Consider the following 25,007-nt stretch of genomic DNA (forward strand, 5'->3'; position numbering starts at 1 on the left):
CTCCCTTCTTCCCTGTGAAGAAGGGTTTTTTATTCCCGGTATTCATCGCCTCTTTTAAAAAAAGGAGGGAAAATGAATGAAATCCAGACATGATTTTAAAAAAATGAAGGATGAGCAAAGTCCGATCGTGATGGTCACAGCCTATGACTTTCCGTCTGCTAAATCTGCAGAAAAAGCAGGAGTCGACATGATCCTGGTCGGAGATTCGCTCGGTATGGTTGTGCTTGGCTACGATTCAACTGTACCTGTTACACTCGACGATATGATTCATCATACAAAAGCGGTACGGAGAGGCGCTCCTGAAACGTACACGGTGGCAGACATGCCATTTATGACATACCATTACTCAGAGGATGAAACATTGCGGAATGCAGCCCGTCTTTTTCAGGAAAGCGGTGCACATGCTCTGAAAATTGAAGGTGCCGGACCTGTAGCTGATAAAATAGCAGCTTTGACAGGTGCAGGCATTCCTGTTGTTGCCCATTTAGGCCTTACCCCTCAGTCAGTCGGGGTGCTTGGCGGATATAAGGTACAGGGAAAGGACGCTGAAAGCGCCAAACGTCTTCTCGAGGACGCACTTTCCTGCGAGAGCGCGGGAGCCATTGCTCTTGTTCTGGAATGTGTGCCTGCAGAAGTTGGAAAATATATTTCAAGCTCCCTGGCTATTCCTGTCATCGGGATCGGTGCAGGATCAGAAACAGATGGACAGGTGCTTGTTTACCATGATTTAACCGGATACGGTGTTGACCGGGTTCCGAAATTTGCAGAGATGTACGGCAGCATTGGAGCAAGCGCAGAGGCAGCCATCGCATCTTATGCACATGATGTGCGGAAAAGGGAATTCCCTTCATCAAAGCACAGCTTCCGCATGAAAGATGAGGAATTAACAGGGTTGTACGGGGGAAAGGCATAATGATAAAAGCAGAAAAAATAGCAGAGCTGACAGCAGCTATCCGCAAATGGAAGGAAGAAGGCAAAAGCATAGGCTTTGTTCCGACTATGGGATTCCTGCATGAAGGCCATTTATCACTGATAAAAAAGGCAAAAAGCGAAAATGATGCTGTTGTTGTCAGCATATTTGTCAATCCGCTCCAATTCGGTCCGAATGAAGATTTTGAGGCCTATCCAAGAAGTATGGAAAGGGACCTTGCCGTTTCTGAGGATGCAGGGGCTGATCTTGTATTTGCACCTGACGCAGGAGAAATGTATAAAGGCAAGCCTGCTGCAGCCATCACTGTCACAAATAGAGTGGATGTGCTTTGCGGCAAATCAAGACCGGGCCATTTTGACGGCGTGGCGGCAGTCTTAACGAAGCTGTTTCATCTTACTCAGCCTGACAGAGCTTATTTTGGGATGAAGGATGCTCAGCAGGTAGCGGTCGTTAAAGGGCTTGTGGATGAGTTTTATTTCCCGCTGGAAATTGTTCCTGTTGAAACAGTAAGAGAATCTGATGGTCTTGCGAAGAGCTCCAGAAATGTCTATTTGACCGAACAGGAGAGAGCCGAGGCTCCGCATCTTCAAAAAGCGCTGCAGAAGGCAGCGGAAATGGCAGAAGCCGGTGAATGGGATGCGGCAAAACTCGAAAACCAAATCAAAGATTATTTGAACACTCATACAACAGCTGAAATTGATTACGCGGAAGTGCTGAGCTATCCAGAACTTGCGCCTCCAGCAGAGGAATCTAAAGAAATCATTTTGGCCGCAGCGATTAAATTTTCAAAAGCCCGCCTGATTGATAATATTACGCTAAAATTGAAACTTTAGGAGAGAGCATAATGTTTCGTACAATGATGAATGCAAAGCTGCACCGTGCCCGTGTAACAGAAGCAAACCTGAATTACGTCGGCAGCATTACAATAGATGAAGATTTGATTGACGCAGTCGGCATGGCGCCGAACGAAAAGGTCCAAATTGTAAACAATAATAATGGAGCCCGTCTTGAAACATATATTATTCCAGGGCCAAGAGGGACCGGGGTGGTTTGCCTGAACGGAGCTGCGGCAAGACTTGTACAGGAAGGGGACGTGGTAATCATCGTTTCCTATGTCATGGTCGCAGAAGAAAAGGTAAAAGACCATGAACCAAAAGTGGCTATTTTAAATGAAAAAAATGAGATTGTTCAAATGATTGAAAGTGAACCCGCTTCAACTGTACTGTAATGATTGGCGGATGCATTCAAATGTATGTTATCCTTTAAAAAGGCATTGCTTCCTTCCTGGTGATTGGGGTTTAGAAGTGAACGCCAGCACCAAAATGCAATCTGCCGATCAATGCTTTTTGCTTTCGGCAAAAATGTTCATTTGGGTCATGTTGAAGTCTGGCCATCAGGCATTGGTAAATGCCTTCAGCCAGACTTTTCTTTCTATCCCGTGCGCTGGACTATTAAGCCAGCGCACAGGAGATACATATTTGCATGAAAAAAATTTATGCTAAGTAGTGCAGCTGCTTTATGAACTGAGCAGCGAAAATCAGAGGTGCTGCATATGAAATCAAGACGATATGTCGTACTTGATGTAGAAACAACCGGTAACTCGCCGAAAAAAGGTGACCGAATTATACAGTTTGCCGCTGCAGTGCTTGAAAACGGCGAAATTACAGAACAGTTTGCAAGCTTTGTGAATCCTGAAAAGCCGATTCCTCTTTTTATTGAACAGCTTACAGGGATTACAGATGAAATGGTCAAGCATGCCCCCTTGTTCAGCGAAATTGCTCCTAAAATTGCAGAGCTGCTGGAAGGGGCTTATTTTACTGCTCATAATGTCAGCTTTGACCTTTCTTTCGTCCAAGCTGAGCTGGAACGAAGCGGGTTCGGCAAGTTTACTGGCGGTCTGATCGACACGGTTGAACTTTCAAGAATCGCTTTTCCGGCCGCGGAAAGCTATAAATTAAGCGAACTATGCAATGGCCTTGGAATTGAACATCTGCAGCCCCACAGGGCAGACAGCGATGCATATGTTACCGCCATCCTTCTTCAGAAAATTTTTGAGGTGTTTTCATCGCTTCCCGCACTTACCTTGAAAAGCCTTTTAAAACTTTCTTCCTCATACATAAGCGATGCGGAAGAATTATTTGCAGGTATGATTCAGGAAAAGCTCAAGGGATTAACAGCAGAAAACCGTGTAGACATAGAGCTTTACAGAAGCCTTGCCGTCAAAAGACCTGCCGAAAAGCCGGCTGATAGAGATCCGTTATTTGATGTGCCGGAAAAACTGGAACTTCCACACGGGTATAGAGAACGAGAAGGCCAAAGTCTAATGATGAATTCAATTCTTCAGGCTCTTGAAAGCCATGAGCATCTGCTGCTTGAAGCGGGCACAGGTACAGGAAAGACAATGGGCTACCTGCTGCCTTCTCTAATCTTTTCCCTAAAGCGAAAGGCAAAAGTGATCATCAGCACTCACACAACATCATTGCAGCAGCAGCTTCTTACAAGGGATATCCCTGCTTTACAAAGCAGGTACCCTTTCTTCAAAGCAGCGCTTTTGAAAGGGCAGGGGCATTATTTAAGTCTTCAGAAGTTTGAACGGGTGCTTGCCGACAAGGACGATAACTATGACAGCATCCTTGCCAAGTCGCAGATTCTGGTCTGGCTAACTGAAACAGAAAGCGGAGACAGAGATGAAATTAACCTTCCTTCAGGCGGAGCTGCTTTGTGGAACAGGATACAGTGCACAAAAAATTCATCCCGGAATAATCCCTGGCTTTCCAGATGCTTTTACCAGCGAGCGAAGCAAAAGGCAGAAGAGGCAGACCTTATAATCACCAACCATTCTCTTCTTTTAGCTGATGCTAAAGCTGAAAAAAAACTGCTGCCGTCCTATCAGAATGCCATTATTGATGAGGCTCATCACCTCGAAAAAGCAGCAGGCGCACAGCTTGGCCGAAAGCTTGACTATTTAGCCGTCCACACGGCTCTGGACAGAATCGGCCATTTGTATTCCGGAGGATTGATGGCGCAGGCAGCTGACTGGATGGAGAAATATGCGCCTGAAAGCTATGACAGCATGCTTGAATTAGACGTCATGCTGAAGGACTTTTCAGAAGAGGCGAATGACTTTTTCCAATCGCTGCACAGCTATGTGCAAAAGAAAGCTAGAAATAAAGGCTTTAACAAAGTGGTCTATAAGTTTGATAATGAAAATAATTCCTTCTGGCACAGCGTTCTGGAGCTTGCCGACAGGCTTAAATTTTACCTCTATGACCTTGTGCAAATCATGGAAAAACAGCGGGAGCTGATCGGGGTTCAGGAACCGGAGAATGTCATCCTTGAAGAATACTTTGATAAAATTTCGTTTCTAAACGGAGTTTATGAAGATTTGGCAGAGCTGTTTTTTATGAAAAGCGAAGAGCATGTGCGCTGGATTGAGATTGAAGCAAAAGGGGCAAAAAATGCGGTCTCTGTTTATTCAGAGCCTCTTTCTGTATCAGAGCTTCTCGCTGATCAGTTTTTTCACGGAAAAAACAGCGTCATTTTAACGTCAGCAACAATGTCTGTTGAAGGCTCATTCAAATTCATCATAGGCAGGCTTGGTTTAAAAGACTTTTATCCGTCTGAACTTTTGATTCCGTCCCCATATGATTACAAAAGCCAGACAGCACTTTTAGTCCCGGCAGATCTTCCTTCCATCCAGGAAACCGGATCCGAAGAGTATGCAGCGGCTTCTGCAAAAGCAATAGCCCTTCTTGTTAAAAATACGCCTGGAAAAATGCTTGTCCTGTTCACCTCATACGATTTGCTCAGGAAAACCTACCATGAGCTTAAGGAAATAGAAGGTCTTGAGGATTATATTATTATGGGACAGGGAACAGGCAGCGGAAGCAGGACGAAGATTGCAAAATCATTCCGCCAGTTCGAAAAAGCGATTTTGCTTGGAACAAGCAGTTTTTGGGAAGGCATCGACTTTCCAGGAAATGAATTAACTTCATTGGTCATTGTCAGACTTCCCTTTTCTCCGCCGGATGACCCGATAGTTTCGGCTAAATGCGAAAAGCTTGTAAGAGAAGGGAAGAATGCCTTTTATGAGTATTCACTTCCGGAAGCAGTCATTCGCTTCAGACAGGGCTTCGGAAGGCTGATCAGATCTGAAAACGATAGAGGGCTTGTGTACGTTTTTGATAAAAGACTGACTGAAACAAAATACGGCGTATATTTTCTTCAGTCCATTCCAGAGCTGCAAATTGTCCAGAAACCCCTGGCAGAGCTAGCTGAGCATTCCGAAAAATGGTTTAGGGATAAAGGCATTTCAGTGGAATAATAACTCGATGAGTAATGCTCCAGTATGTAAAAAGAGCCTGTGACAATCACAGGCGAATGGGGTGGGCAGGAGTAAATTATTTTGCGCTAATGTTCTTTGCAGCTGTTATAATGGGAACATAACTTTGCAAAAACATGCTGCTGTACTTCTACTATTCCCGGACGGGAAAAGACATATAAGTTACAATATTACCGAGAACAGGAGGAATCTGTATGGAAAGTAAAATTGAAATTCTTTCAACAGTAAAAATATCTTTTTCAGATGACCTTTATAAAGTGGTGGACTCACTGAACAGGACACTGAAACGCGAAAATCTGATGTTTGGTCTTGCCCTTGATGAAGAAGATAAGGAAAAAGCGGTATTCACCATTTATAGGACTTAGTGGAGCATATGGGAAAAATCACAGGAATTACACTGTCCTTACTAATCGTTCTTGCACTTGCTGCAATTTATCTTACCAATGTGTACCAATCGGCAATGAGCCAAAAAAACGCCTGGCATGATAAAGCAGCAGCTATAGCGAAGGAAAAAGCGAATTTAAATTCCGTACAAGCTGTTGAAACATTCAGCGGCCAAACCCAAACCTTTGTTGTGACAGGCAAAGACAGGAACAACAGTCCAGTGGCAGTCTGGGTGCCTGCAAATGGGAAAGATCCTGTTCTTGTCCGCAAGCTTTCAGATGGTATTACGAAAGATGCAGCTGTTTCCATAACAAAAAAAGAAAGCAATCCTAAAGAAATTATTTCCGCCGGGCTTGCTGAAGCTGAGAACATACCATGCTGGGAAATCAAATACGTTGACAAGTACAACCGTTATACATATGAATATGTTGACTTTGTTAAAGGAACGATTATTAAGCAAATCGCGATAAAATAGGGGGAAAAACTTATGCAACTGGCAAAAAGAGCAGCTTCATTAACACCATCAGCAACTTTGGCGATTACGGCTAAAGCAAAGGAATTAAAGATGGCAGGCCATGATGTGATCGGGCTTGGAGCAGGCGAACCTGACTTTAATACACCTCAGCATATTATCGATGCGGCTGTCAAAGCAATGAATGACGGAAATACGAAATATACCCCTTCAGGCGGGCTAAAAGCGCTGAAGGATGAAATTTCCGCTAAATTTAAAAAAGACCAGGGACTCCATTATGAAGGCTCCGAAATCATTGTCTGCACTGGAGCAAAACATGCTCTTTATACATTGTTTCAGGTTATCCTTGATGAAGGCGATGAAGTGATTATTCCAACACCTTACTGGGTCAGCTATCCTGAGCAGGTAAAGCTTGCCGGGGGGGTGCCGGTTTACGCTGAGGGCAAAGAAGAAAATCAGTTTAAGCTAAAGCCGGAGCAGCTTGAAACAGCTATAACAGATAAAACGAAAGCTGTTATCCTAAACTCTCCAAGCAATCCTACAGGTATGATCTATACGGAAGAAGAGCTTCAAAAGCTTGGTGAAATCTGTCTGAAACATGGTTTGATGATTGTATCAGATGAAATTTATGAAAAGCTGGTATATGCAGGAAGCCAGCATATTTCCATCGCACAGCTTTCTGATGAGCTGAAAGAAAACACGATTATCATCAATGGAGTTTCAAAATCCCACTCCATGACAGGCTGGAGAATTGGATATGCCGCAGGAAATAAAAAAATTATTAAAGCAATGACAGACCTCGCAAGCCACAGCACTTCAAATCCTGCTTCCATTTCCCAGTATGGTGCGATTGCTGCATACAGCGGCCCGCAGGATGAGGTTGAAGAAATGAGAAAAGCCTTTGAAAGCAGACTGAATAAAACGTATGAGCTGCTGGCCGATATTCCGGGATTCAGCTGCATCAAGCCTGAAGGGGCCTTTTATTTGTTCCCTAATGCTCAAAAAGCAGCTGAAATGACTGGCTTCCAAAACGTAGATGAATTGGTTGAAGCGCTGCTGGAAAAGGAAAAAGTCGCCCTTGTTCCAGGATCTGGCTTCGGTTCTCCTGAAAATGTCAGATTGTCTTATGCTACATCAATGGATGCACTGGAAGAAGCCTTGAAGCGAATCAGCCGGTTTATGGCTGAAAATACGGTGCAAGTGAAGGGATAACGACCTTTCTTAAGCTGTGCTGGTCTGCTTCAGTATTTGAGGCAGTGCAGAAATTAAGGAATGCAGCAGACATTCTGCTGCATTTCATTTGCAGGTTTAAAGCATAATAAGATAATTTAAGCGAATAGAACCCAATAATCAAATTGACCATTTTCGGTCAAAAGGTATAATAGGGGTTATACATATTCAAACCGTATTGGTTTGTGGAGGGAATTATTGAGTGAAAACAACGATTTCAGAAGTTGAAAAGTATGTAGGACAGGAAGTTACCATTGGAGCATGGGTTGCAAATAAGCGTTCAAGCGGTAAAATTGCCTTTATGCAGCTCAGAGACGGAACTGGATTTATTCAAGGAGTTGCCGTTAAAGCAGAAGTAGATGAAGAAACATTCCAAACAGCTAAATCAGCCACCCAGGAAACATCTCTTTATGTAACAGGCATTGTGAAAGAAGACGAGCGTTCTCCATTTGGTTATGAATTAAGTGTGACTGGCATAGAAGTGATCCACGAAGCAGCGGATTACCCGATTACCCCAAAGGAGCACGGCACAGAATTTCTAATGGACCACAGGCATCTCTGGCTTCGTTCAAAACGCCAGCATGCTGTCATGAAAATTAGAAATGAAATCATCCGTTCTACTTACGAGTTTTTTAATAAGGAAGGGTTCGTTAAAGTTGATCCGCCAATCCTGACAGGAAGCGCACCTGAAGGAACAACTGAACTGTTCCATACGAAATATTTTGAAGAAGATGCTTATCTTTCTCAGAGCGGTCAGCTTTATATGGAAGCGGCAGCCATCGCTTTGGGCAAAGTTTTCTCGTTTGGGCCGACATTCAGAGCAGAAAAATCAAAAACTAGACGCCATTTAATTGAATTCTGGATGATTGAGCCTGAGATGGCTTTTTATGAGTTTGAAGACAATTTAGTGGTTCAGGAACAATATGTTTCGTACATTGTTCAGAATGTCCTTGAAAACTGCAAGCTTGAACTGAATACGCTGGGCCGTGACACAGCTGTTCTTGAGAAAATACAAGCTCCTTTCCCAAGAATTTCTTATGATGATGCCATCAAGCTGCTGCATGAAAAAGGCTATGATGATATCGAATGGGGAGATGACTTCGGGGCGCCTCATGAAACAGCGATTGCGGAAAGCTATGATAAACCGGTTTTTATCACCCATTATCCTACTTCTTTGAAGCCGTTTTATATGCAGCCTGACCCGGAAAGAGATGATGTCGTTTTGTGTGCTGACCTGATTGCTCCTGAAGGCTATGGAGAGATTATCGGCGGTTCTCAAAGAGCGCACGACTATGACTTCCTTAAAAAGCGAATTGAAGAGCATGGACTCGATCTGGAAGCATACAAATGGTATCTTGACCTTAGAAAATACGGTTCAGTGCCGCACTCAGGCTTTGGACTTGGACTGGAAAGAACCGTTGCCTGGATCAGCGGTGTTGAGCACGTCAGGGAAACCATTCCATTCCCGCGTCTCTTAAACAGGCTGTATCCATAAAAATTAAACAGCAGCTGCTGCCCCAGAATACTGGGACAGCAGCTTTTTTCTTCCTGAAAGGAAGCCAGAAAAAAATAACATCATGATATACTAGAAAAAGAGGTGTGGCACATGAGCAAAAAGCTGTTTGTCGATATGCTGTCAGAAGGCAGCCTGTCGGTTCCAGGAACGATATTAAAGCATTACCGCGATCTTGGCTTAAGCGAGGAAGAGCTGGTTCTTATTCTTCAGGTGCAATTTTTTTCGCAGCAGGGAATTCACTTCCCGACTCCTGACGAGCTGTCGGATAGAATGTCTGTCAGTGCGTCTGACTGCTCCATGATGCTTAGAAGACTGATCCAAAGAGGCATACTGGAAATAAAAGAATATAAAGAGCAGGAAATTCTTTATGAACAATACTCGCTTATCCCATTATGGGAAAAGCTTTTCACTTTTCTATCCTCCCCTTCACGGAAAGAAACAGAAAAACAGGAGGAGGAAAATTTATATCCTGTTTTCGAGCAGGAGTTTGGCCGCCCGCTGTCTCCTTTTGAAAGCGAAACACTGATCATATGGATGGATCAGGATCATCACGATCCGTCTATTGTAAAAGCTGCCCTTCGGGAAGCAGTCATATCAGGCAAATTAAACTTCCGCTATATTGACCGGATTTTATTTGAGTGGAAGAAGAACGGGATTAGAACATTGGAACAGGCAATGAACTATTCCAAGCGTTTCCGGCAAAACCAAAACAGAACAAAGCCGGCTGAAAAAGAGCAGACAGAAAGCTATCAAAGAAAAATTCCTTTCTACAACTGGCTTGAAAAATAGATCCCGTAAGCATCAGCTGTTTAAAGGCGGCTTTTGCGTCAGCCTTTAAACACGCTTCATCATTCTATGACTTCGCGGCATCTTTCTCGAAAAGAGCCTATTTAAAGAAAAGGGGGGAAAGTCATGCTGACTAACAGTCAAATTAAAGAATGTCTTGCAGCAATGGCTGAAATGTTTCCTGATGCGCATTGCGAGCTTGTTCATAAAAACCCCTTTGAACTGGTTATTGCAGTTTCGCTTTCAGCACAATGCACAGATGCGCTCGTTAACAGGGTAACAAAAGACTTATTTCAAAAATATAAAAAACCGGAAGATTATCTTGCAGTGCCGCTTGAAGAGCTGCAAAACGATATTCGTTCCATTGGTCTCTACCGAAACAAAGCCAAGAATATCAGAAACCTATGCGAGCTTCTCCTAACAGAATACGGCGGCAAAGTACCGGAAGACAGAGATGAACTGACGAAGCTTCCTGGAGTTGGAAGGAAAACAGCGAATGTTGTTGTATCTGTTGCATATGGCGTGCCTGCAATCGCAGTCGATACCCATGTAGAAAGAGTGTCCAAGCGGCTTGGGTTTTGCCGCTGGAAAGACTCTGTATTGGAAGTGGAAAAAACATTGATGCGGAAAGTGCCTGAAGAAGAGTGGGGGAATACGCATCATAGGCTGATCTTTTTCGGACGGTACCACTGCAAAGCACAGGCCCCGAAATGCACGATGTGTCCGCTTCTTCATTTGTGCAGAGAAGGAAAGAAACGGACGAAGGAAGGGAAAATCGCCGTTGGAAAACCATAAAGATCTATTGCTGCCGGAGCGTTTTCGTTTTAGGCCCTTTTTTCAGGAAAAACAGCATTATATAGTGGCGATCAATTATTCGGAACCTGAAGAAACGATCTCTCATCAGCCTTTTTGGTATGACCTTCTTTTTTTTCATGGACAAACAGATGCGGATCGGCCGTGGACTGAAAGCAGGGAGTATTTTCTGCGACTGTTGCTGAATTTAAAAGAGAACACGTCAGAGAGGATTGCAAATAGTATAAAGGAAGGCAGCAAAGCAGATGAGAAAGATTTTATCATGCTGGCAGCGCTGTTTATCCTGTTTTTGAATTGGGGCAATCATCAGCCCGTTACATCTCTTCACCCGTCTTGTGAATGGCTGAATGAACTGAAGATTAAGCCTGTGAACGCCAGGGAACGTCTCCAATTTCTTCTGGAAAGACCTGGACGCTATCATTCCATTATTCAGCTGCAGGAATTATTTGCTGAGCTTGAAAAAAAAATATATAAAGAAGAAGCAGCAAAAAAAAGAACTCCGAATTGATCATTCGGAGTTCTTTTTCAATTAGCAGCATTATCGGTTTTTTGGAGGGGGTGTCTGATTCGTTTGGCCGCCGGTACCGCCAGTGCCTCCTGTACCCCCCTGACCGCGGGTAGTACCGCCATCAGTGCCGCCCTGGTCACCAGTACCGCCGCCAGTACCACCGTCAGTACCTCCTGTACCGCCAGTACCTCCTGTACCGCCAGTGCCTCCTGTACCGCCAGTGCCGCCACCAGTACCGCCAGTGCCGCCCTGGTCACCAGTACCGCCAGTACCGCCGCCAGTACCTCCTGTACCGCCTTGGTCACCGGTACCGCCGCCAGTACCGCCCTGGTCACCGGTACCGCCGCCAGTGCCTCCTTGGCCGTCTTCGCCGCCGGTGCCGCCCTGGCCGTCATTTCCGCCCTGGTCACCAGTGTCGCCGGTTCCGCCTTGATCACCAGTACCGCCCTCGCCTTGTCCAGGGGTTCCCGGCTGCTGACCTTCACCGCCGCCAGGAATACTAATGGCTGCTGAAGCAGGATCGCTCTTCTCTGCGCTATTTGCATCGCTTACTGCAATAACCTGATATCTATAGGTGCTGCCGGGTGCTACTCCTGAAACTGCAGCAGAGGTTTCTTTTGTCGTACTGATTATTTGATATGGTCCATTATCTGTTGATTGCGAAACAACAAAGGTTACGCCTTGTTTTGCCGCTTCATTATAGCTCCATGAAAGGGAAACAGCATTTGCCGCAGCATCATAGTTAACAGATAAGCCTCCAGGCTTTTCTACAGCAGTCTGTTTTGTATCAGGCTGTTCAGGCTGCTGGTAGCTCTCAGCCTCTTTAGTCGGCTCAGTGCCTCTGACAAAGTATTCATTGGCAATTTGATCCTTAGGTGCATAAGCAGGAGCCAATTCAGGCGGATTTGAACCTTTCAGCACGCTTGCTTCCACAACGCTCTTCGGCTTTTTGAAGTCTGAGCTGTCGCCGTCAGATAAGTCCGTCATGATGCTTTTAAACATTTTGCGGGCAATTTTTTGTTCGGACTTTGTCAGATACGGATGTTTTTTATCTCCGTCATATCCAGTCCAAATTGCCGCTGTTAATTTAGGAGTATATCCGACAAACCAGGCATCCCTTGAAGATCCTGCAGGGATATTATATTTTTGCTTGTCTTGTTCGGTAAAGTTGGTTGTACCAGTTTTGCCTGCAACATTGACTCCAGGTATAGCAGCAGATTTTCCTGTACCGTATTTCACTACTGACTTCAGCATATCTGTGACCATGAAGGCAGTATAGTCGCTCATCGCTACTTTTGGTTCTGGTCTTAAATTTTCTTTCGTTCCGTCCTGGTACTCGATTTCTCTTACCGTATGCGGCTCAATGTAGATTCCGTTGTTGCCGAATGCACTATAGGCACCGGCCATTTTAAGAGGGGAGGACTCAAATGTACCGAGTGCTGATGATTCGTATACATTCTTAAGCCCCATGCCGAGACCATTGGCAAATGTTTTGGCTTTTTCTGTGCCGACTTCCTGCAATGTTTTTACTGCAGGCACGTTTCGTGAATCAGCCAAAGCATCCCTAATGGACATCTGCCCTTTATAAGATCTGTCATAGTTGCTGAATTCCTGACCGCTTGAATAGTGGTAAGGCTCATCAACAATTTGATGGTAAGTAGACCATTTAAGATACTCTACAGCAGGTCCATAATCAAGAATCGGCTTGACAGTAGAGCCCGGCTGTCTTCTTCCTTGTATAGCATAGTTGAAGTTACCGGCTTTTTTATTAATGCCAGGGCCTATGGCTCTTATTTCACCGGTCTGTGTATCCGTAATTACCAGACCGGATTGAAAGTATTTGCTTTCTGGAAAGTCAATTTCATCTCCATTTAATACACTGTTTACTTTTTCCTGTGCTTTTGTATCAATCGTTGTGTAAATCTTTAAGCCAGCTTTTGCAGGATCAAGTCCAGTTTTGCTTTTTACCTCTTCTGCAATCTGATCGGCAAAGGCAAAGTAAGGATTTGTTTCTTTTTTAGGCTTTATTAGATTATCAGAAATACTTGTTTGCTCCGCTTCCTTAGCTTGGCTTTCCGTAATAAAACCATGCTTGGCCATCAGAGAAAGAACCGTATCTCTGCGCTGTTTTGCCTTTTCAGGATTTGTACGCGGATTGTATGTGTTAGGGGCTTTCGGCATGCCGGCAAGCATGGCTGCTTCAGGAAGCGAGAGATCCTTCACATCTTTACCATAAAAGGCTTCTGCTGCCTTGCCAATTCCATAGTTATTGCCTGTAAAATAAATGCCGTTTAAGTAAAGCTCGAGTATTTGCTGCTTTGAATATTGCCTCTCGAGCTGAAAGGAGAGCCATAGCTCCTGAACCTTTCTTTTCATCGTCTTTTCATGGGAAAGAAGATAGTTTTTAACAACCTGCTGGGTGATCGTGCTTCCGCCTTCAGCGCCAAAGCCTTCTTTAAAGTTAGCAAGCGCCGCGCCGCCAAGCCTGATAAAGTCAACGCCGTTATGCTGATAAAAACGGGCGTCTTCAGTGGCTAAAAAGGCATTTTCAACGACTTTCGGAATCTTATCATATGGCACATATTCTCTTCGTTCATCTTTGCCTATGTCAAAAATCTTTTTGTTATCTTTATCAAAAACGGATGAAGAATAATCCGCACTCAGCTTTTTCTTATCAAGCGGCGGAGCGCCGGCAACCATAACGCCGAAGGCAATCCCGCCGGCAAGCAGAAAAAGCACCCCTGCAGCAAGTATTGTGAGGACAATCTTTTTCCATAAGGGCGAACCGTTCTTTTGTTTTTTAGGAGCTGCTTTCTTTTGGGGCTTAGCAGCTTTTTTGCGCTCTTCGCGGCTTCGATATTGTTCAGACATGTCATCTCAACCTTTCGTGAAAACATAACAGGAGACCTTTAATAGATTCGATTCCTGCTATTAATAAAATAGGGCTTCAACCGCTTTAATATAATCAATTCTCGGCTGGTAGCCAAAAGGAATTTGTATCGATGATTCGATTAGTTCCTGCTGTGAAATCGATTTTCTTCCGCCATTTTCCTTGCGTTCCCAAAATGGAAACAATTTCTGGGCTTCTAATAAATAGATGGAACCGAAAGCTGAAATAATAACAAAGCATATCCCTTGCTGATCGGTTACTCTCTGCATGTGCCTGATTTGGTGATCATGGAAATTTTTCAGCGGAAAGGAGGTTTTGCTTTGTGTCTCCTTCGCTTCAAAATCAATATATCTTCCTTTAAAAACGCCATTGTAATCCGTTGTGGAAGATTGCTTGAAGTAGGCTTCCTTGATGACAGCTGCACTCCTTTTTGGATAGTCCACATTTACTATTTGAACTGGAGTGGGCTTTTTATGAATAACGGCAATTCCTCTTTCAAGATAATAAAGATTTGTCTCATTCAAGTCTTCTTCAAGAGTCATTCCTCTGTTGCTGTATGAGTGGCTTGCCTTGGCGTTCACAGTCTGGCTATCTTTTGGGGCATAGGCTTTGCCATTAGGATACCGAAAAATCATTCCTTCCCTCCTGCTATAAAGACTATACATATCATATCAGAAAAAAGGACAATGTAATGATAAAAAAGTAATGATTTTTTATTCCCCTTCTACAAGAAATAAAACTTGCGGCAAAAGAGGCGGCATTAAAATGAAGAAGCAGCAGTATGAACTGGAACATTGGGTAGTAGAGTCAATTAAGTTAAATACGAAAAAAGGGAATTTAGACAATATTTCGAGAACGTTGTTTTATGAATCTTATTATAGAAGAAACCATGAAATAAAATGGGCTTTTCTCGCAGGAATGGTTTCAAGGAATGCAGGATGGTGCATGATGGATTTAGCTCTGCCGCCGTTCAGAAGCCTTATTAAGGAAAAGACAAGGAAAAACTTATTTATGGCTTATGAGGCATCCAACTGGCTGATCTTTTCAGACGCATGGCCGCAGCTTGCTCTCTATGAAGCCTCCAAAAAGTTCGGCTTGCCTTTATTCCATTTGCTCGAAAAGTTCGGCATTTCGAGCTTTATGCAAGAGGAATGGCAGCGCTTCTGGCAGAGCGGTGATAAAGAGAGACTGATGACAGCACTAATTATTAATGAGCAGCATCTTATTCAAAAGCCCGTCGTAAAAAACATCGTTTTTAAAAAAACTGTTTTTGGCACGCTCCTTTTCCGAATGCAGGATATGATGCATTTCAGCACCGTTTTGTTTCCTGCGCTTGACGGCAGGATTTTCGGTTTTACAGCTTATGATTTTAAGCGGCTGGAAGAACGGATTTCGCTTGGGAAAAGGTTAGCCTGGCTTTTGTTTCACGAAGAATACCATCTGTTATTTTCAGCCTTTTCCAAAAAAGCAGTACCGACAGGCTCTAGGTATGATTATGAGAAATTCAGCGGAAAAATCCATCATAAAAATACACCCATTCTAAGAGCAGTATATCCGATTATCACTCATAATATAGGAAGCAGTCAAAGAGACTGGTACAGGGGCCAGCGTCTGGAGCATTTCTTTCCATCACCGGCTGTTCCTGATGCATATGAAGTATCTGGGTGGTATGAAAAAAAACAAAACCAGCTGCTGGGCATGGCTCTCCTGAAAGAATATTTTTACTCGCAGCATAAAAAATAGCAAGGAAAGCTCCTTGCTATCGGCCTATACGGACGGACGGTCAGGACCTTTAAGCTTTTTGTCGCCTGTTCCCGCTGGACGCTGCTCTTTTGTTTTGGCAGTTGTTTTCTTTTCCTGCTTTTCCATGTGGTATCCACCTCCTGCCTTGTTATTGTCTGCAAAGGGGCCAATTCCATTCCATTTGTCGTTATAGCTTTGTCGCAAGTTTGTCCAGAATCTGGATTGATCAGATTGTTTGCCGAAATGAAACTAGTTTTGTCAATGGGAAAGGGGAAAGTTTCCAACCGGCGAATTTATTAGGCATTTAGCAGAGGGGGAGAGTCATGATGAAAAAACTCGCTGACCGCCTGGAGATAGAACAGCTGCTTTTGGAAATTATAGAAGAACTGGATATTCTGGAAGAAAAGCTCGTGCAGAACATATCCCGGACAGAAGAAGACGAAATCATCCGGATCCAAGCGGATATCTGCCAGATCAGCAATGCTTTAAGCGATGCGGAAGATCTTCCGCAGCTGCCCCAATTTACTGCAGGCTGCCGCAAAACTGTTCTTCCGCTGTCATATTAGCTTTTGCGGGGACTGGGACGGATTCTTCTGCTATGATAAAACAAGAGGTGAATCGGTCCAATGGATAAACTCGAAAATCTGTGCCGGGAAATGAAAAATAGTATTGCTGCAAGCGGCGAAAGGCTGAGCGCTGCTGCTGAAGAGGGGAAGGAATTTTCTTTCTTCGAAGAGGTAAAACCAGCATTTGAAGAAGCATCTGAGCTTGCAGAGGCTTGGAAACAGGAAGCAGAGAAGTGGATTTTAGAGGCGCGGCCAAAGCATCTTCATCCTGTTCAGCTGGAATCAACAGCAGAAAATTTTGAACAGGCTGTGCTTCAGTCGTTTTATAAATCTACAAAACGAAAAAGGCACCGGAATATGTGCGAATCTGTTTTGTATATTGTTGATTTGATTTTGGATGGCAAAATCAGCGGAATTCCGCATGAATAAAGAGGAGCGCCGATCTTCGGCCTCCTCTTTTTAATGATTATTTTAAATCGCTTTCGTGCTTAATGGAAACGGGCCTGTCGCCTTCACTTGCAACAGGTTCAATATCGTAAACGTCATGGTCTTTCTGCTTTGGAGAAAGCTCTCCTGCTCCTGCTTCCTGCCTGCCAGCAAGGCCTTGTGCTTTATGGTTAAAATGTTTTCCTCTTCCCATGCTGTACCTCCTTTTAGAAAGATACTGTTAATATGCTCGCACATTTTCAGGTTCATTCCATTTTTAAAGGAAGAAGGATTGCTATTAGCTGGGAGACTCCTGCGGGAGCTGCGGGACAGGTGAGTCCTAAGCAGGCGCTAAGGGAGCCTTAGAAGGCTCAGCGCCGCCCCTCGGAAAGCGGACACCTGAGTACCGCAATCAACAGCCATTAAAAGAGCCTAAATAAAAAAGCAGAGAATAATCTCTGCTTCATCAGGCGTTTTCTGGAGTGGATGCTCCCTGCGATTCCAGATCCTTAACTGCGGTTCTATAATCTGAAATGGATAAAGCTCCATTCAGGTAAAGTGATTTAGAAAAGTCCAAAAGCTCATTTACATCTGATGGGCGATACTGTTTGGCATGAAAAAATTTTTCCTGCAATGTTTGTATATTCATTAACTCATCCCCTTAAATGATTTTGGAACCGTTATCATCGCTTAAGCCTGCTATCATCAGGCTATCCCCTGCGCTGATTATTCATATGGTACCACGCGATTTCCAAAATCTTATTTGTAAAAAAATTTAGACTTCCGACACATCCTGACAATCTGCGCTTCACCGCCCATGCTCTTCATGCATAGCCTGATATCAGCCCATCACATGCAAAAGGAGGAAGAGAATGTTTCGTTCAGCTCAGCCTAATAAAGAAGAGCTTCCCTATCGAAAAAAAAGACGGCTGCTCAAAAAAACAGAACGGGCTGCTGCGGCAGGCAGGTACGGGTATCCAAGCGAGGCCTATCCTGGACACTTGAACCCGCTGGGTGCAGGCTTGCAGATTCCTTACGGCTATAAGCCTTATCAGCCGGATATAGCCTACCTTCAGGCACTGCAGCATGCGGCAATGCAGCCTGGATTCAGCGGCAGCTTAACAGATTCCTATCAAAACACTTACCAGAACACTTACCAAAATACTTATCAAAACCAAACCCCGCAGCAAAATATTTATCACAATGCATTCGGCAGCACCTATCAGAATACCTTTCATGAAACCAACCTCACAGCTCCGCACCAGATGCCTGGAAGCGGAGCGCAGGGAAACCCTTATCAGGGATTTCAGCCGCCGCAGCCGCCTTCCCAGAATCCATACAATCCCTATCCGAATCCCTATCCAAAACAGGTTCCTTTTACCAAGCAGCAGAACGGTACGGGATTTCAAACAGTTGTTTCCCAGTTCAAGAAAGCTGATGGACAGATGGATTTTAATAAAATGGTCGATACCGCAGGCCAGATGATGAGCGCAGTGAATCAAATGAGCTCGCTGGTGAAAGGGGTATCAACCATCTTCAAGGTATAACAGCGATTCTGATGAAAAAGCGGGGGAGATTGCAGCCTCCGCTTTTTTCGTACAATGCCATGCCTGAAAAAGAAAAGGCTGCAGCAAACAGTATTGCGTTTGCTGCAGCCTGTGATGCTATTTTTTTCGGGGAATAGTAATAATAGCTGTGTCTTTTAAAAAAAGAATCTGCATGCCATCTTCATCAACAGGATAAGGGAGAAGAACAGATTTTGAAAAATTGCTGAGGCTTGCTGTATTCTGATAATAAGCTTTGTTTTCATGAATAAGCTGGCTTTCTTCTTTATGAATAACATTTAAATTTAAGTACCGGTCAAAAATTTCCGCTTCAAAGTTCTCTTTTGATAGCCCTGGCATGGCTGCTTCAACAGTAATTTGATTGTCCTCAACTGCTGTTTCAATGTTCAGCAGCGGAAAGGCAAAGCTCTGCTGGACAAGCTGATTAAACTCATTCAAAAAGTGCTGAATCGGCTCTGACCGGAAAAAATGATCAACAAAACTCAAAAGGGGTGCTTCCTGCTTTATAAAGTCAGGCAGCCCGTAATTTTTTTTGTTCTTATCCTGCATGCGGTTCACTCCTTTGCATAACTCCCTCGGGATATAGTATGCGGGAATGCCCATGAGTGCTATCAGATGGTCTGCACAATGGAAATATGATTTAATAATGATGTATACAAGTGTACATAGATGATTGAAAGCTTTAATTCCCGCTGTGTTTTTTGAAAGCAGGCAATGGGTAAATATCTTTAACATGGATTTGAGAAGGGAGCCCCAAAATGTTTAAAAAAATGTTTGGAAAAAAAGAAGAAAAAGCAGCGGAAGAAATTGTTTATTCTCCTGTATCAGGAAGGCTGGTTTCGCTTGAAGAGGTGCCAGACCCGGTATTTTCGCAAAAAATGATGGGTGATGGAATGGCAGTAGAACCAGTGGACGGAAATATTGTATCACCGGTTAACGGTGAGATTATCCAGCTGTTTCATACGAAGCATGCGATCGGCATCCGTTCTCAATCCGGCATGGAGCTGCTGATTCATATAGGGCTTGAAACAGTCGGTATGAACGGTGAAGGCTTTACTGCTCACGTAAAAGAAGGGGACAAAGTCAGAATAGGCGATCCGCTCTTAACATGCGATCTTGATTTAATCAGAGAAAAGGCTGCAAGCACCGTTACTCCTATTGTTATTACAAACGGCGATATCCTGGAGAGCATTGAAAAAGCAGGTTCAGGGGAAGTAACATCAGGAGAGTCCAAAATATTAGAAGTGAAAGCAAAATAAGAGCCACAGCAAAAAGCGGGAAATACCCGCTTTTTTGCTTGCCGAAAAAATTGCAGGCATCATCTTTTACAACGAACATTTATTCGCTATTATAGAGAGATAAGAGGTGAACTGCGATGAAAAAACAAAGCATGCAAGAGCTGATCGACTTTATTCGGACAGATTCTGCCTATAAAGATCAAATCGTTCATTGGAAAACGATTGATGAGAAAAAAGCTAAAACTGAGCCCATTCCAGAGTGGATACATCATAAACTAAAAAACGCCCTTGAGAAGCGAGGGATTAAAGAGCTGTATACCCATCAAAAAAGCGCACTGGATGCCGTGAAACAGTCAGAGAGCATCACAGCCGTTACACCAACAGCTTCAGGGAAAACTCTCTGCTACAACCTTCCTGTGCTGGACAGCATTCTGAAGGATTCTAATAGCAGAGCGCTTTATATTTTTCCTACCAAGGCGCTGGCACAGGACCAAAAAAGCGAATTGAACGAATTAATAGAAGAGATCGGAATGCCGGTGAATTCCTATACCTATGATGGGGATACTGCACCGAATGTCCGACAGGTGATTCGCAAAGCAGGGCATATTGTGCTGACAAATCCTGATATGCTTCATTCCGCTATTTTGCCGCACCATACGAAATGGGTCTCTTTGTTTGAGAATTTAAACTATATCATCATAGATGAGCTTCATACGTACAGGGGAATTTTCGGCAGCCATGTAGCAAATGTTTTAAGAAGGCTGAAGCGCATATGCGCCTTTTATGGAAGCAGCCCTCAATTCATCTGCACTTCTGCAACCATTGCGAATCCGCTGGAGCTTGGGGAAAAACTGACCGGTACAAGCATGACTCTGATCAATAATAACGGGGCGCCTTCTGGAAAGAAACACTTTGTTTTTTATAATCCTCCTGTTGTGAATAAGCCGCTGAACATCAGGAAGAGTGCAACTCTTGAGGTGAGAAATCTGGCTGCAGAGTTTTTGAAAAATAAGATCCAGACGATCGTCTTTGCAAGAAGCAGGGTCAGAGTTGAAATCATTCTTACTTACCTCCAGGAACTGATCAAACGGAAGCTTGGTCCGAAAACAATAAGAGGGTATAGAGGAGGCTACCTTCCAAAGCAGAGAAGAGAAATTGAAAAAGGACTTCGGAATGGAGATATTCTTGGGGTAGTCAGTACAAATGCCCTTGAACTTGGCGTTGATATCGGGCAGCTTCAAGTTTGCATTATGACTGGATACCCCGGCACAATTGCCAGTGCCTGGCAGCAGGCAGGAAGAGCAGGAAGAAGGCACGGGGAAGCGCTGATTCTGATGGTAGCAAGCTCTACGCCTCTTGATCAATATATTATCCAGCACCCTGATTACTTTTTTAAGCAAAATCCGGAAACAGCTGTGATTAATCCCGATAACCTGATCGTCCTCGTGGATCACTTGAAATGCGCAGCCTTTGAACTGCCTTTTAAAGAAGGAGAAACATTTGACGGCACAGAGCTTGATGATATTCTTGAATTTTTGGCTGATGAAAAAGTTCTGCATCAGAACAGGGGAGCCTATCACTGGATGAACGATTCTTTTCCAGCGCATGAAATCAGCCTTCGCTCTGCTTCACAGGAGAATGTTATTATCGTTGATATGACCTATACCGGGAATTTTAAAGTGATCGGCGAAATGGACCGCTTCAGTGCTATGACACTTCTTCATGATGAAGCGATATATTTGCATCAGGGTGTCCAATTTCAAGTGGAAGAGCTGGATTGGGAAGAAAAGAAGGCCTATGTAAGAGAAGTGGATGTTGACTATTTTACAGATGCCAATCTTGCCGTGCATATGAAGGTGCTTGAAGAGGACTTATCAAAAGAGCTTGCAGCCTGTTCCATCGGTTTCGGTGATGCTGCTGTGCAGGCGATGGCTACTTTTTTTAAAAAAATTAAATTTGATACACATGAGAACATCGGCTTTGGGCCCATTCACCTTCCAGAGGAGATTCTTCATACCAATGCAGCCTGGATCAGCATTTCAGATGAAACAGCTGAAAAATGGAATGGCGAGCGGCTTGAAGATGCACTTGTCGGGGCGGCGAACGTTCTGCGGCATATCTCTCCTCTAAGTGTGATGTGCGATCCTTCCGATCTCCATGTCGTTCCGCAAGTTAAGGCTTCGCATAATGACCGGCCGACCATCTTTTTATATGACCGGTATCCTGGAGGTGTAGGGCTTTCCAAAAAGGTGTTTGATATGATTACAGAAATATTGCTGAAATGCTCCCAGATGGTGTCTGAGTGCCCATGCCAGAGCGGATGCCCTTCCTGTGTAGGCACAGATGGAGAGCTTGACAGCAGGAAGATGGATACGATTAAGTTATTGAATGAATTGAGAGCTGATGATCATGTCGATTAAAAATAAGCTGAACCGCTTAAAATCCCATATTGTTAAAGAGGAAAAGCAGGCAGAGAAGCAGGATTCTTCTGCAAAGCATTTGGAAGAAGCTTCAGATTCTGTATGGGAAGAGCATGGAATGGCTGTTTATAGATTTGAAGACCAATTCTGCTATGTGAAAGAAACGCATTATCCGCTTGATTTCTTTCACGGTACAGCGATGCTTGGAACCTTCAGGAATACGGTTGAAGCTTGGAATGACAGCAGTCTTGATCATCCTCTGTCTGCAAAGGGACATCTTCCGGAAAACCTGTTCTTCTTTGACACTGAAACGACAGGTCTTGGCGGCGGAGCGGGAAATATGATTTTTTTATTGGGCCATGCAAGAGTAATGAACGACAAAGTGGTCGTCAAACAGCATCTGCTGCCTAAGCCAGGTAACGAAGTCGCTTTGTATCAAAGCTTTTTGAGCGAAGTGAACATTAAAACATTAGTGACTTATAACGGCAAAGCGTTTGACTGGCCGCAGGTTAAAACAAGGCATACTCTGCTTCGCAATCTTCTTCCTGAACTTCCTGCTTTCGGCCATTTTGATCTGCTGCATGCAGCGAAGCGGGTCTGGAAGAATCACCTGTCTTCTCTTAGGCTCTCTCTTGTGGAGAAAGAAATCCTGAACATTGAGCGTGAAGGGGATGTTCCCGGCTACCTTGCTCCAGTTATATATTTTCACTTTGCCGAAACACAGGATCCAGAGGTTATAAAGGGGGTCATGAAGCACAATGAGCTGGATGTCCTGACATTGATTACATTGTATCAAGTCATCTCAGACCTGCTCATGAATGCTGCAAGCGAAAAGGACGAACATATCCAGTTCGAGCTTGCGAGATGGCTGGAATCCTCAGGTCAGAGTGAATCAGCTATGAATGCTTTCACAGCGCTGTCGGAAAAAAATTCTGCCAGGCAGTTTGAAGCAAAGCTAGCGATTGCCAAAAAGCTGAAGAAAGAGAAACAAAATGAAAAAGCAGCTGCATTGTGGGAAGAAGTGTTTGTAAAAAGCAGCGGCTCTCTTAGAATTGATGCAGCAATTGAGCTTGCAAAGTACTATGAACATAAGGAAAAGGATGCCGGAAGGGCCCTTCACTATGCAAGAGGGGCAATGATGGAAGCGAAGGAAATCAGGGTGCTTGCTCAAGAAAAGAAACAAAAGCTTTTGAATGAATTAAGCAAGCGGAAAGGAAGGCTGGAAAGAAAAATTTCCAGCTGATTATTCCCCGGGCAAGCGCAAAAAATGAGCTGTTTCACCAGCATTATATTTTCTTTCGAAATTCATTGTAGAATGATGGCGAAGCATGTAAAATAATTCATTGTAGTGACATTTTGAAGTAGGGGAATGCTGTTCATGTACAAAGGGATTTTTTATATGTTCTTTTTTGTTGTAGCACTTATCGTTTTCGTTTTCACGAACTTTAAAGAAAGCTTTTACGCTTTTTTGTAAGGTTCTTTATAGAACAAAAGCGGATTTTTAGCGCGAAGCTTATCCGGGCAAACTCCGAACATCTTGCAGGTAACCGCTTTATACGGCAATTTGGCTGCATAATCGATGGGCAAAGACATGATGGATGCCTTTCAAAATAGGTTTTTGCATTAGTACATGTTCACTGCTTCTTTCATAGGCTGTAATTGTAAGACAGCAAAAATGAAAGGAGTTTTGAAAATGCACGGAAAATCAAACAAGATGGCGCCACAAGTAAGCCCGGCAATGATGGGACCTGGAATGGGGCCAGGAATGGGTCAAGGACCTGGAATGGGAGGTCCTGGAATGGGAATGGGGCCGATGGGACCTGGAATGATGGATCCCTCAATGGTCAGCCCGGCAATGATGGGACCTCAGAATGCAGTTCCGCCGGTTGTACACCCGACGCAAAATGCTGTTGTAAATTCCTACTCAACAACAATTGTACCTCACATTCATCCGCAGCATGTAACGAACGTCAACCATCAAATGTTCAAGCACCTGCATTACCATCCGCAAACACAATCCTGCTGCAATGAGGTTTCCCACCAGCATTTTAACTGCCCGGGACCTGGCCCGTTTTTCCGCTAAAAAAGGCAAGGAGCTGATTATGTCAGCTCCTGCTGCCATTTATAAGGGGTTTTATATGAAAACACTGCTCATTACCGGCTATAAATCAAGTGAACTGGGTATATTTAAGCAAAATGATCCTGCGGTCTATTACATCAAGCTTGCCATAAGGCGCAGCCTTATACCGATGATTGAAGAGGGACTGGAATGGGTTATTATCAGCGGCCAGCTTGGGACAGAGATTTGGGCTGCAGAGGAAGTGTATTCTTTAAAAGAAGAGTATCCAAACGTGAAGCTAGCAGTTCTTGAGCCTTTTTATAATCAGGACGCCAATTGGAATGAAGCCAATAAAGAGCTTTACGAGAGCATAACGGCAAAAGCTGATTTTAAAGATACAATTTCGAAGCGCAATTACGAAAGTCCGCAGCAGTTTAAAAATAAGAACAGCTTTTTAGTTGATAAAACAGACGGTCTGCTGCTTTTATACGATGAAGAACGCCCGGGAACACCGAAATTTATGCTGGAGGCAGCCAAAGCCATACAGCAAATCAGGCCCTATGAAATTATTCAGCTGACCTTTTATGATTTGCAGCTGGTTGTGGAAGATCTGCAGGAACAGGAGCGCCGGGATTAAAAGGAAAATCAGCATTATCACGCAATATTTTCCTGTTTCTTTCGCCAGTAAATTGACTTTTCGCTGATTTTTTGAAAAAATAAAGAATGATCAACTCGATTGAGGTGAAAGGTATGCTTTCTGACAAAATTAAATTATCGGCTAAGGATATTCTTGAAAAAGAATTTAAAACATCCGTAAGAGGGTACAAGCAGGAAGACGTTGACAAATATCTTGATTTAATCATTAAAGATTATGAAACGTTTCATCAGGAAATAGAAGAGATGCAGCAGGAGAACCTGCGGCTGAAAAAGCAGCTTGAAGAAGCGCACAAAAAGCAGCCTGCACCTGCCCAGACCAATACAACCAATTTTGATATTTTAAAGCGTCTGTCTAACTTGGAAAAGCATGTTTTCGGCAGCAAGCTTTATGACTGAGTTACATAAAAAACGCTGATCACAATGAGATTTACAAGCTTCTTGACAACTGGCATGGCGTAAGT

The 25,007-nt window shown here is 43.8% G+C and carries 26 protein-coding genes; 21 read left to right on the forward strand and 5 right to left on the reverse strand.

Features of this window, described 5'->3' with window-relative positions; all coding sequences use genetic code 11:
- Nucleotides 1–76 precede the first annotated feature (76 nt).
- From panB to LRR81_RS04105, 11 genes are all read left to right on the forward strand, one after another.
- Nucleotides 77–913 carry a 3-methyl-2-oxobutanoate hydroxymethyltransferase gene (gene panB / locus LRR81_RS04055; protein ID WP_231788001.1) on the forward strand — a complete coding sequence of 279 codons (837 nt, stop codon included), beginning with the start codon at nucleotides 77–79 and terminating at the stop codon, nucleotides 911–913.
- Nucleotides 913–1,764 (forward strand): pantoate--beta-alanine ligase, encoded by an 852-nt coding sequence (gene panC, locus LRR81_RS04060; RefSeq protein WP_231788002.1) that lies wholly within the window; start codon nucleotides 913–915, stop codon nucleotides 1,762–1,764. The genes panB and panC overlap by 1 nt, the downstream gene beginning before the upstream one ends.
- 11 nt (nucleotides 1,765–1,775) lie before the next feature.
- Nucleotides 1,776–2,159 carry an aspartate 1-decarboxylase gene (gene panD / locus LRR81_RS04065; protein WP_231788003.1) on the forward strand — a complete coding sequence of 128 codons (384 nt, stop codon included), beginning with the start codon at nucleotides 1,776–1,778 and terminating at the stop codon, nucleotides 2,157–2,159.
- 324 nt (nucleotides 2,160–2,483) lie between these two features.
- The gene (dinG, locus tag LRR81_RS04070; RefSeq protein WP_231788004.1) at nucleotides 2,484–5,255 is read left to right on the forward strand and encodes an ATP-dependent DNA helicase DinG; all 2,772 of its coding nucleotides are present in this window, start codon (nucleotides 2,484–2,486) and stop codon (nucleotides 5,253–5,255) included.
- A gap of 212 nt (nucleotides 5,256–5,467) precedes the next feature.
- A complete protein-coding gene (locus LRR81_RS04075) occupies nucleotides 5,468–5,638 on the forward strand; it encodes a YpmA family protein (RefSeq protein ID WP_231788005.1) in 171 nt (56 codons plus the stop codon).
- Between the two features lie 8 nt (nucleotides 5,639–5,646).
- Complete coding sequence (locus LRR81_RS04080) at nucleotides 5,647–6,132, forward strand: cell wall elongation regulator TseB-like domain-containing protein (RefSeq protein WP_231788006.1); 486 nt, start codon at nucleotides 5,647–5,649, stop codon at nucleotides 6,130–6,132.
- Between the two features lie 12 nt (nucleotides 6,133–6,144).
- Entirely contained in the window at nucleotides 6,145–7,341 is a 1,197-nt protein-coding gene (locus LRR81_RS04085; RefSeq protein ID WP_231788007.1) for a pyridoxal phosphate-dependent aminotransferase, read from the forward strand.
- A 220-nt stretch (nucleotides 7,342–7,561) separates the two neighbouring features.
- Nucleotides 7,562–8,854, forward strand: a complete 1,293-nt coding sequence (asnS, locus tag LRR81_RS04090) for an asparagine--tRNA ligase (protein WP_231788008.1) — start codon at nucleotides 7,562–7,564, stop codon at nucleotides 8,852–8,854.
- 111 nt (nucleotides 8,855–8,965) lie between these two features.
- Nucleotides 8,966–9,664, forward strand: a complete 699-nt coding sequence (locus LRR81_RS04095) for a DnaD domain-containing protein (protein ID WP_231788009.1) — start codon at nucleotides 8,966–8,968, stop codon at nucleotides 9,662–9,664.
- A 123-nt stretch (nucleotides 9,665–9,787) separates the two neighbouring features.
- Complete coding sequence (nth, locus tag LRR81_RS04100; protein WP_231788010.1) at nucleotides 9,788–10,456, forward strand: endonuclease III; 669 nt, start codon at nucleotides 9,788–9,790, stop codon at nucleotides 10,454–10,456.
- On the forward strand, nucleotides 10,443–10,982 hold the full coding sequence (locus LRR81_RS04105; RefSeq protein WP_231788011.1) for a YpoC family protein: 540 nt from the start codon (nucleotides 10,443–10,445) through the stop codon (nucleotides 10,980–10,982). Before nth ends, LRR81_RS04105 begins: the two co-directional genes overlap by 14 nt.
- A gap of 30 nt (nucleotides 10,983–11,012) precedes the next feature.
- On the opposite strand, the gene LRR81_RS04110 is transcribed toward LRR81_RS04105, so the two are convergent.
- Both LRR81_RS04110 and recU read right to left on the reverse strand, forming a co-directional pair.
- On the reverse strand, nucleotides 11,013–13,853 hold the full coding sequence (locus LRR81_RS04110; protein WP_231788012.1) for a transglycosylase domain-containing protein: 2,841 nt from the start codon (nucleotides 13,851–13,853) through the stop codon (nucleotides 11,013–11,015).
- A 60-nt stretch (nucleotides 13,854–13,913) separates the two neighbouring features.
- Entirely contained in the window at nucleotides 13,914–14,504 is a 591-nt protein-coding gene (gene recU, locus LRR81_RS04115) for a Holliday junction resolvase RecU (RefSeq protein WP_331716324.1), read from the reverse strand.
- Between the two features lie 133 nt (nucleotides 14,505–14,637).
- Between recU and LRR81_RS04120 the strand changes: the two genes are divergently transcribed.
- From LRR81_RS04120 to LRR81_RS04130, 3 genes are all read left to right on the forward strand, one after another.
- Nucleotides 14,638–15,615 (forward strand): DUF2515 family protein, encoded by a 978-nt coding sequence (locus LRR81_RS04120; protein WP_231788014.1) that lies wholly within the window; start codon nucleotides 14,638–14,640, stop codon nucleotides 15,613–15,615.
- A 323-nt stretch (nucleotides 15,616–15,938) separates the two neighbouring features.
- The gene (locus tag LRR81_RS04125) at nucleotides 15,939–16,181 is read left to right on the forward strand and encodes a hypothetical protein (protein WP_231788015.1); all 243 of its coding nucleotides are present in this window, start codon (nucleotides 15,939–15,941) and stop codon (nucleotides 16,179–16,181) included.
- A gap of 60 nt (nucleotides 16,182–16,241) precedes the next feature.
- Complete coding sequence (locus LRR81_RS04130) at nucleotides 16,242–16,610, forward strand: YppE family protein (RefSeq protein WP_231788016.1); 369 nt, start codon at nucleotides 16,242–16,244, stop codon at nucleotides 16,608–16,610.
- A 37-nt stretch (nucleotides 16,611–16,647) separates the two neighbouring features.
- Here the strand turns inward: LRR81_RS04130 and LRR81_RS04135 are convergent, their stop codons facing one another.
- Nucleotides 16,648–16,821: a hypothetical protein gene (locus LRR81_RS04135; RefSeq protein WP_231788017.1), complete on the reverse strand. Its 174-nt coding sequence runs from the start codon at nucleotides 16,819–16,821 to the stop codon at nucleotides 16,648–16,650.
- Between the two features lie 252 nt (nucleotides 16,822–17,073).
- The gene (gene yppF, locus LRR81_RS04140) at nucleotides 17,074–17,256 is read right to left on the reverse strand and encodes a YppF family protein (RefSeq protein ID WP_231788018.1); all 183 of its coding nucleotides are present in this window, start codon (nucleotides 17,254–17,256) and stop codon (nucleotides 17,074–17,076) included.
- A gap of 223 nt (nucleotides 17,257–17,479) precedes the next feature.
- On the opposite strand from yppF, the gene LRR81_RS04145 reads away from it, so the two are divergent.
- On the forward strand, nucleotides 17,480–18,154 hold the full coding sequence (locus LRR81_RS04145) for a YppG family protein (RefSeq protein ID WP_231788019.1): 675 nt from the start codon (nucleotides 17,480–17,482) through the stop codon (nucleotides 18,152–18,154).
- Between the two features lie 117 nt (nucleotides 18,155–18,271).
- On the opposite strand, the gene LRR81_RS04150 is transcribed toward LRR81_RS04145, so the two are convergent.
- Nucleotides 18,272–18,721, reverse strand: a complete 450-nt coding sequence (locus tag LRR81_RS04150; RefSeq protein ID WP_231788020.1) for an Hsp20/alpha crystallin family protein — start codon at nucleotides 18,719–18,721, stop codon at nucleotides 18,272–18,274.
- A gap of 209 nt (nucleotides 18,722–18,930) precedes the next feature.
- On the opposite strand from LRR81_RS04150, the gene LRR81_RS04155 reads away from it, so the two are divergent.
- The 6 genes from LRR81_RS04155 (at nucleotide 18,931) to gpsB (ending at nucleotide 24,942) form a co-directional block, all read left to right on the forward strand.
- Nucleotides 18,931–19,431 carry a PTS sugar transporter subunit IIA gene (locus LRR81_RS04155; protein WP_231788021.1) on the forward strand — a complete coding sequence of 167 codons (501 nt, stop codon included), beginning with the start codon at nucleotides 18,931–18,933 and terminating at the stop codon, nucleotides 19,429–19,431.
- Between the two features lie 116 nt (nucleotides 19,432–19,547).
- The gene (locus LRR81_RS04160; RefSeq protein ID WP_231788022.1) at nucleotides 19,548–21,830 is read left to right on the forward strand and encodes a DEAD/DEAH box helicase; all 2,283 of its coding nucleotides are present in this window, start codon (nucleotides 19,548–19,550) and stop codon (nucleotides 21,828–21,830) included.
- Nucleotides 21,820–23,073, forward strand: a complete 1,254-nt coding sequence (locus LRR81_RS04165; RefSeq protein ID WP_231788023.1) for a ribonuclease H-like domain-containing protein — start codon at nucleotides 21,820–21,822, stop codon at nucleotides 23,071–23,073. The genes LRR81_RS04160 and LRR81_RS04165 overlap by 11 nt, the downstream gene beginning before the upstream one ends.
- Nucleotides 23,074–23,685: 612 nt before the next feature.
- Nucleotides 23,686–23,913: a CotD family spore coat protein gene (locus tag LRR81_RS04170; protein ID WP_231788614.1), complete on the forward strand. Its 228-nt coding sequence runs from the start codon at nucleotides 23,686–23,688 to the stop codon at nucleotides 23,911–23,913.
- A 55-nt stretch (nucleotides 23,914–23,968) separates the two neighbouring features.
- Nucleotides 23,969–24,526: a DUF1273 domain-containing protein gene (locus LRR81_RS04175; protein WP_231788024.1), complete on the forward strand. Its 558-nt coding sequence runs from the start codon at nucleotides 23,969–23,971 to the stop codon at nucleotides 24,524–24,526.
- A gap of 113 nt (nucleotides 24,527–24,639) precedes the next feature.
- Nucleotides 24,640–24,942: a cell division regulator GpsB gene (gpsB, locus tag LRR81_RS04180; protein ID WP_231788025.1), complete on the forward strand. Its 303-nt coding sequence runs from the start codon at nucleotides 24,640–24,642 to the stop codon at nucleotides 24,940–24,942.
- The last annotated feature ends 65 nt before the right edge of the window (nucleotides 24,943–25,007 follow it).

The sequence above is a fragment of the Metabacillus kandeliae genome, from assembly GCF_021166585.1.
Lineage (GTDB): Bacteria > Bacillota > Bacilli > Bacillales > Bacillaceae > Metabacillus_B > Metabacillus_B kandeliae.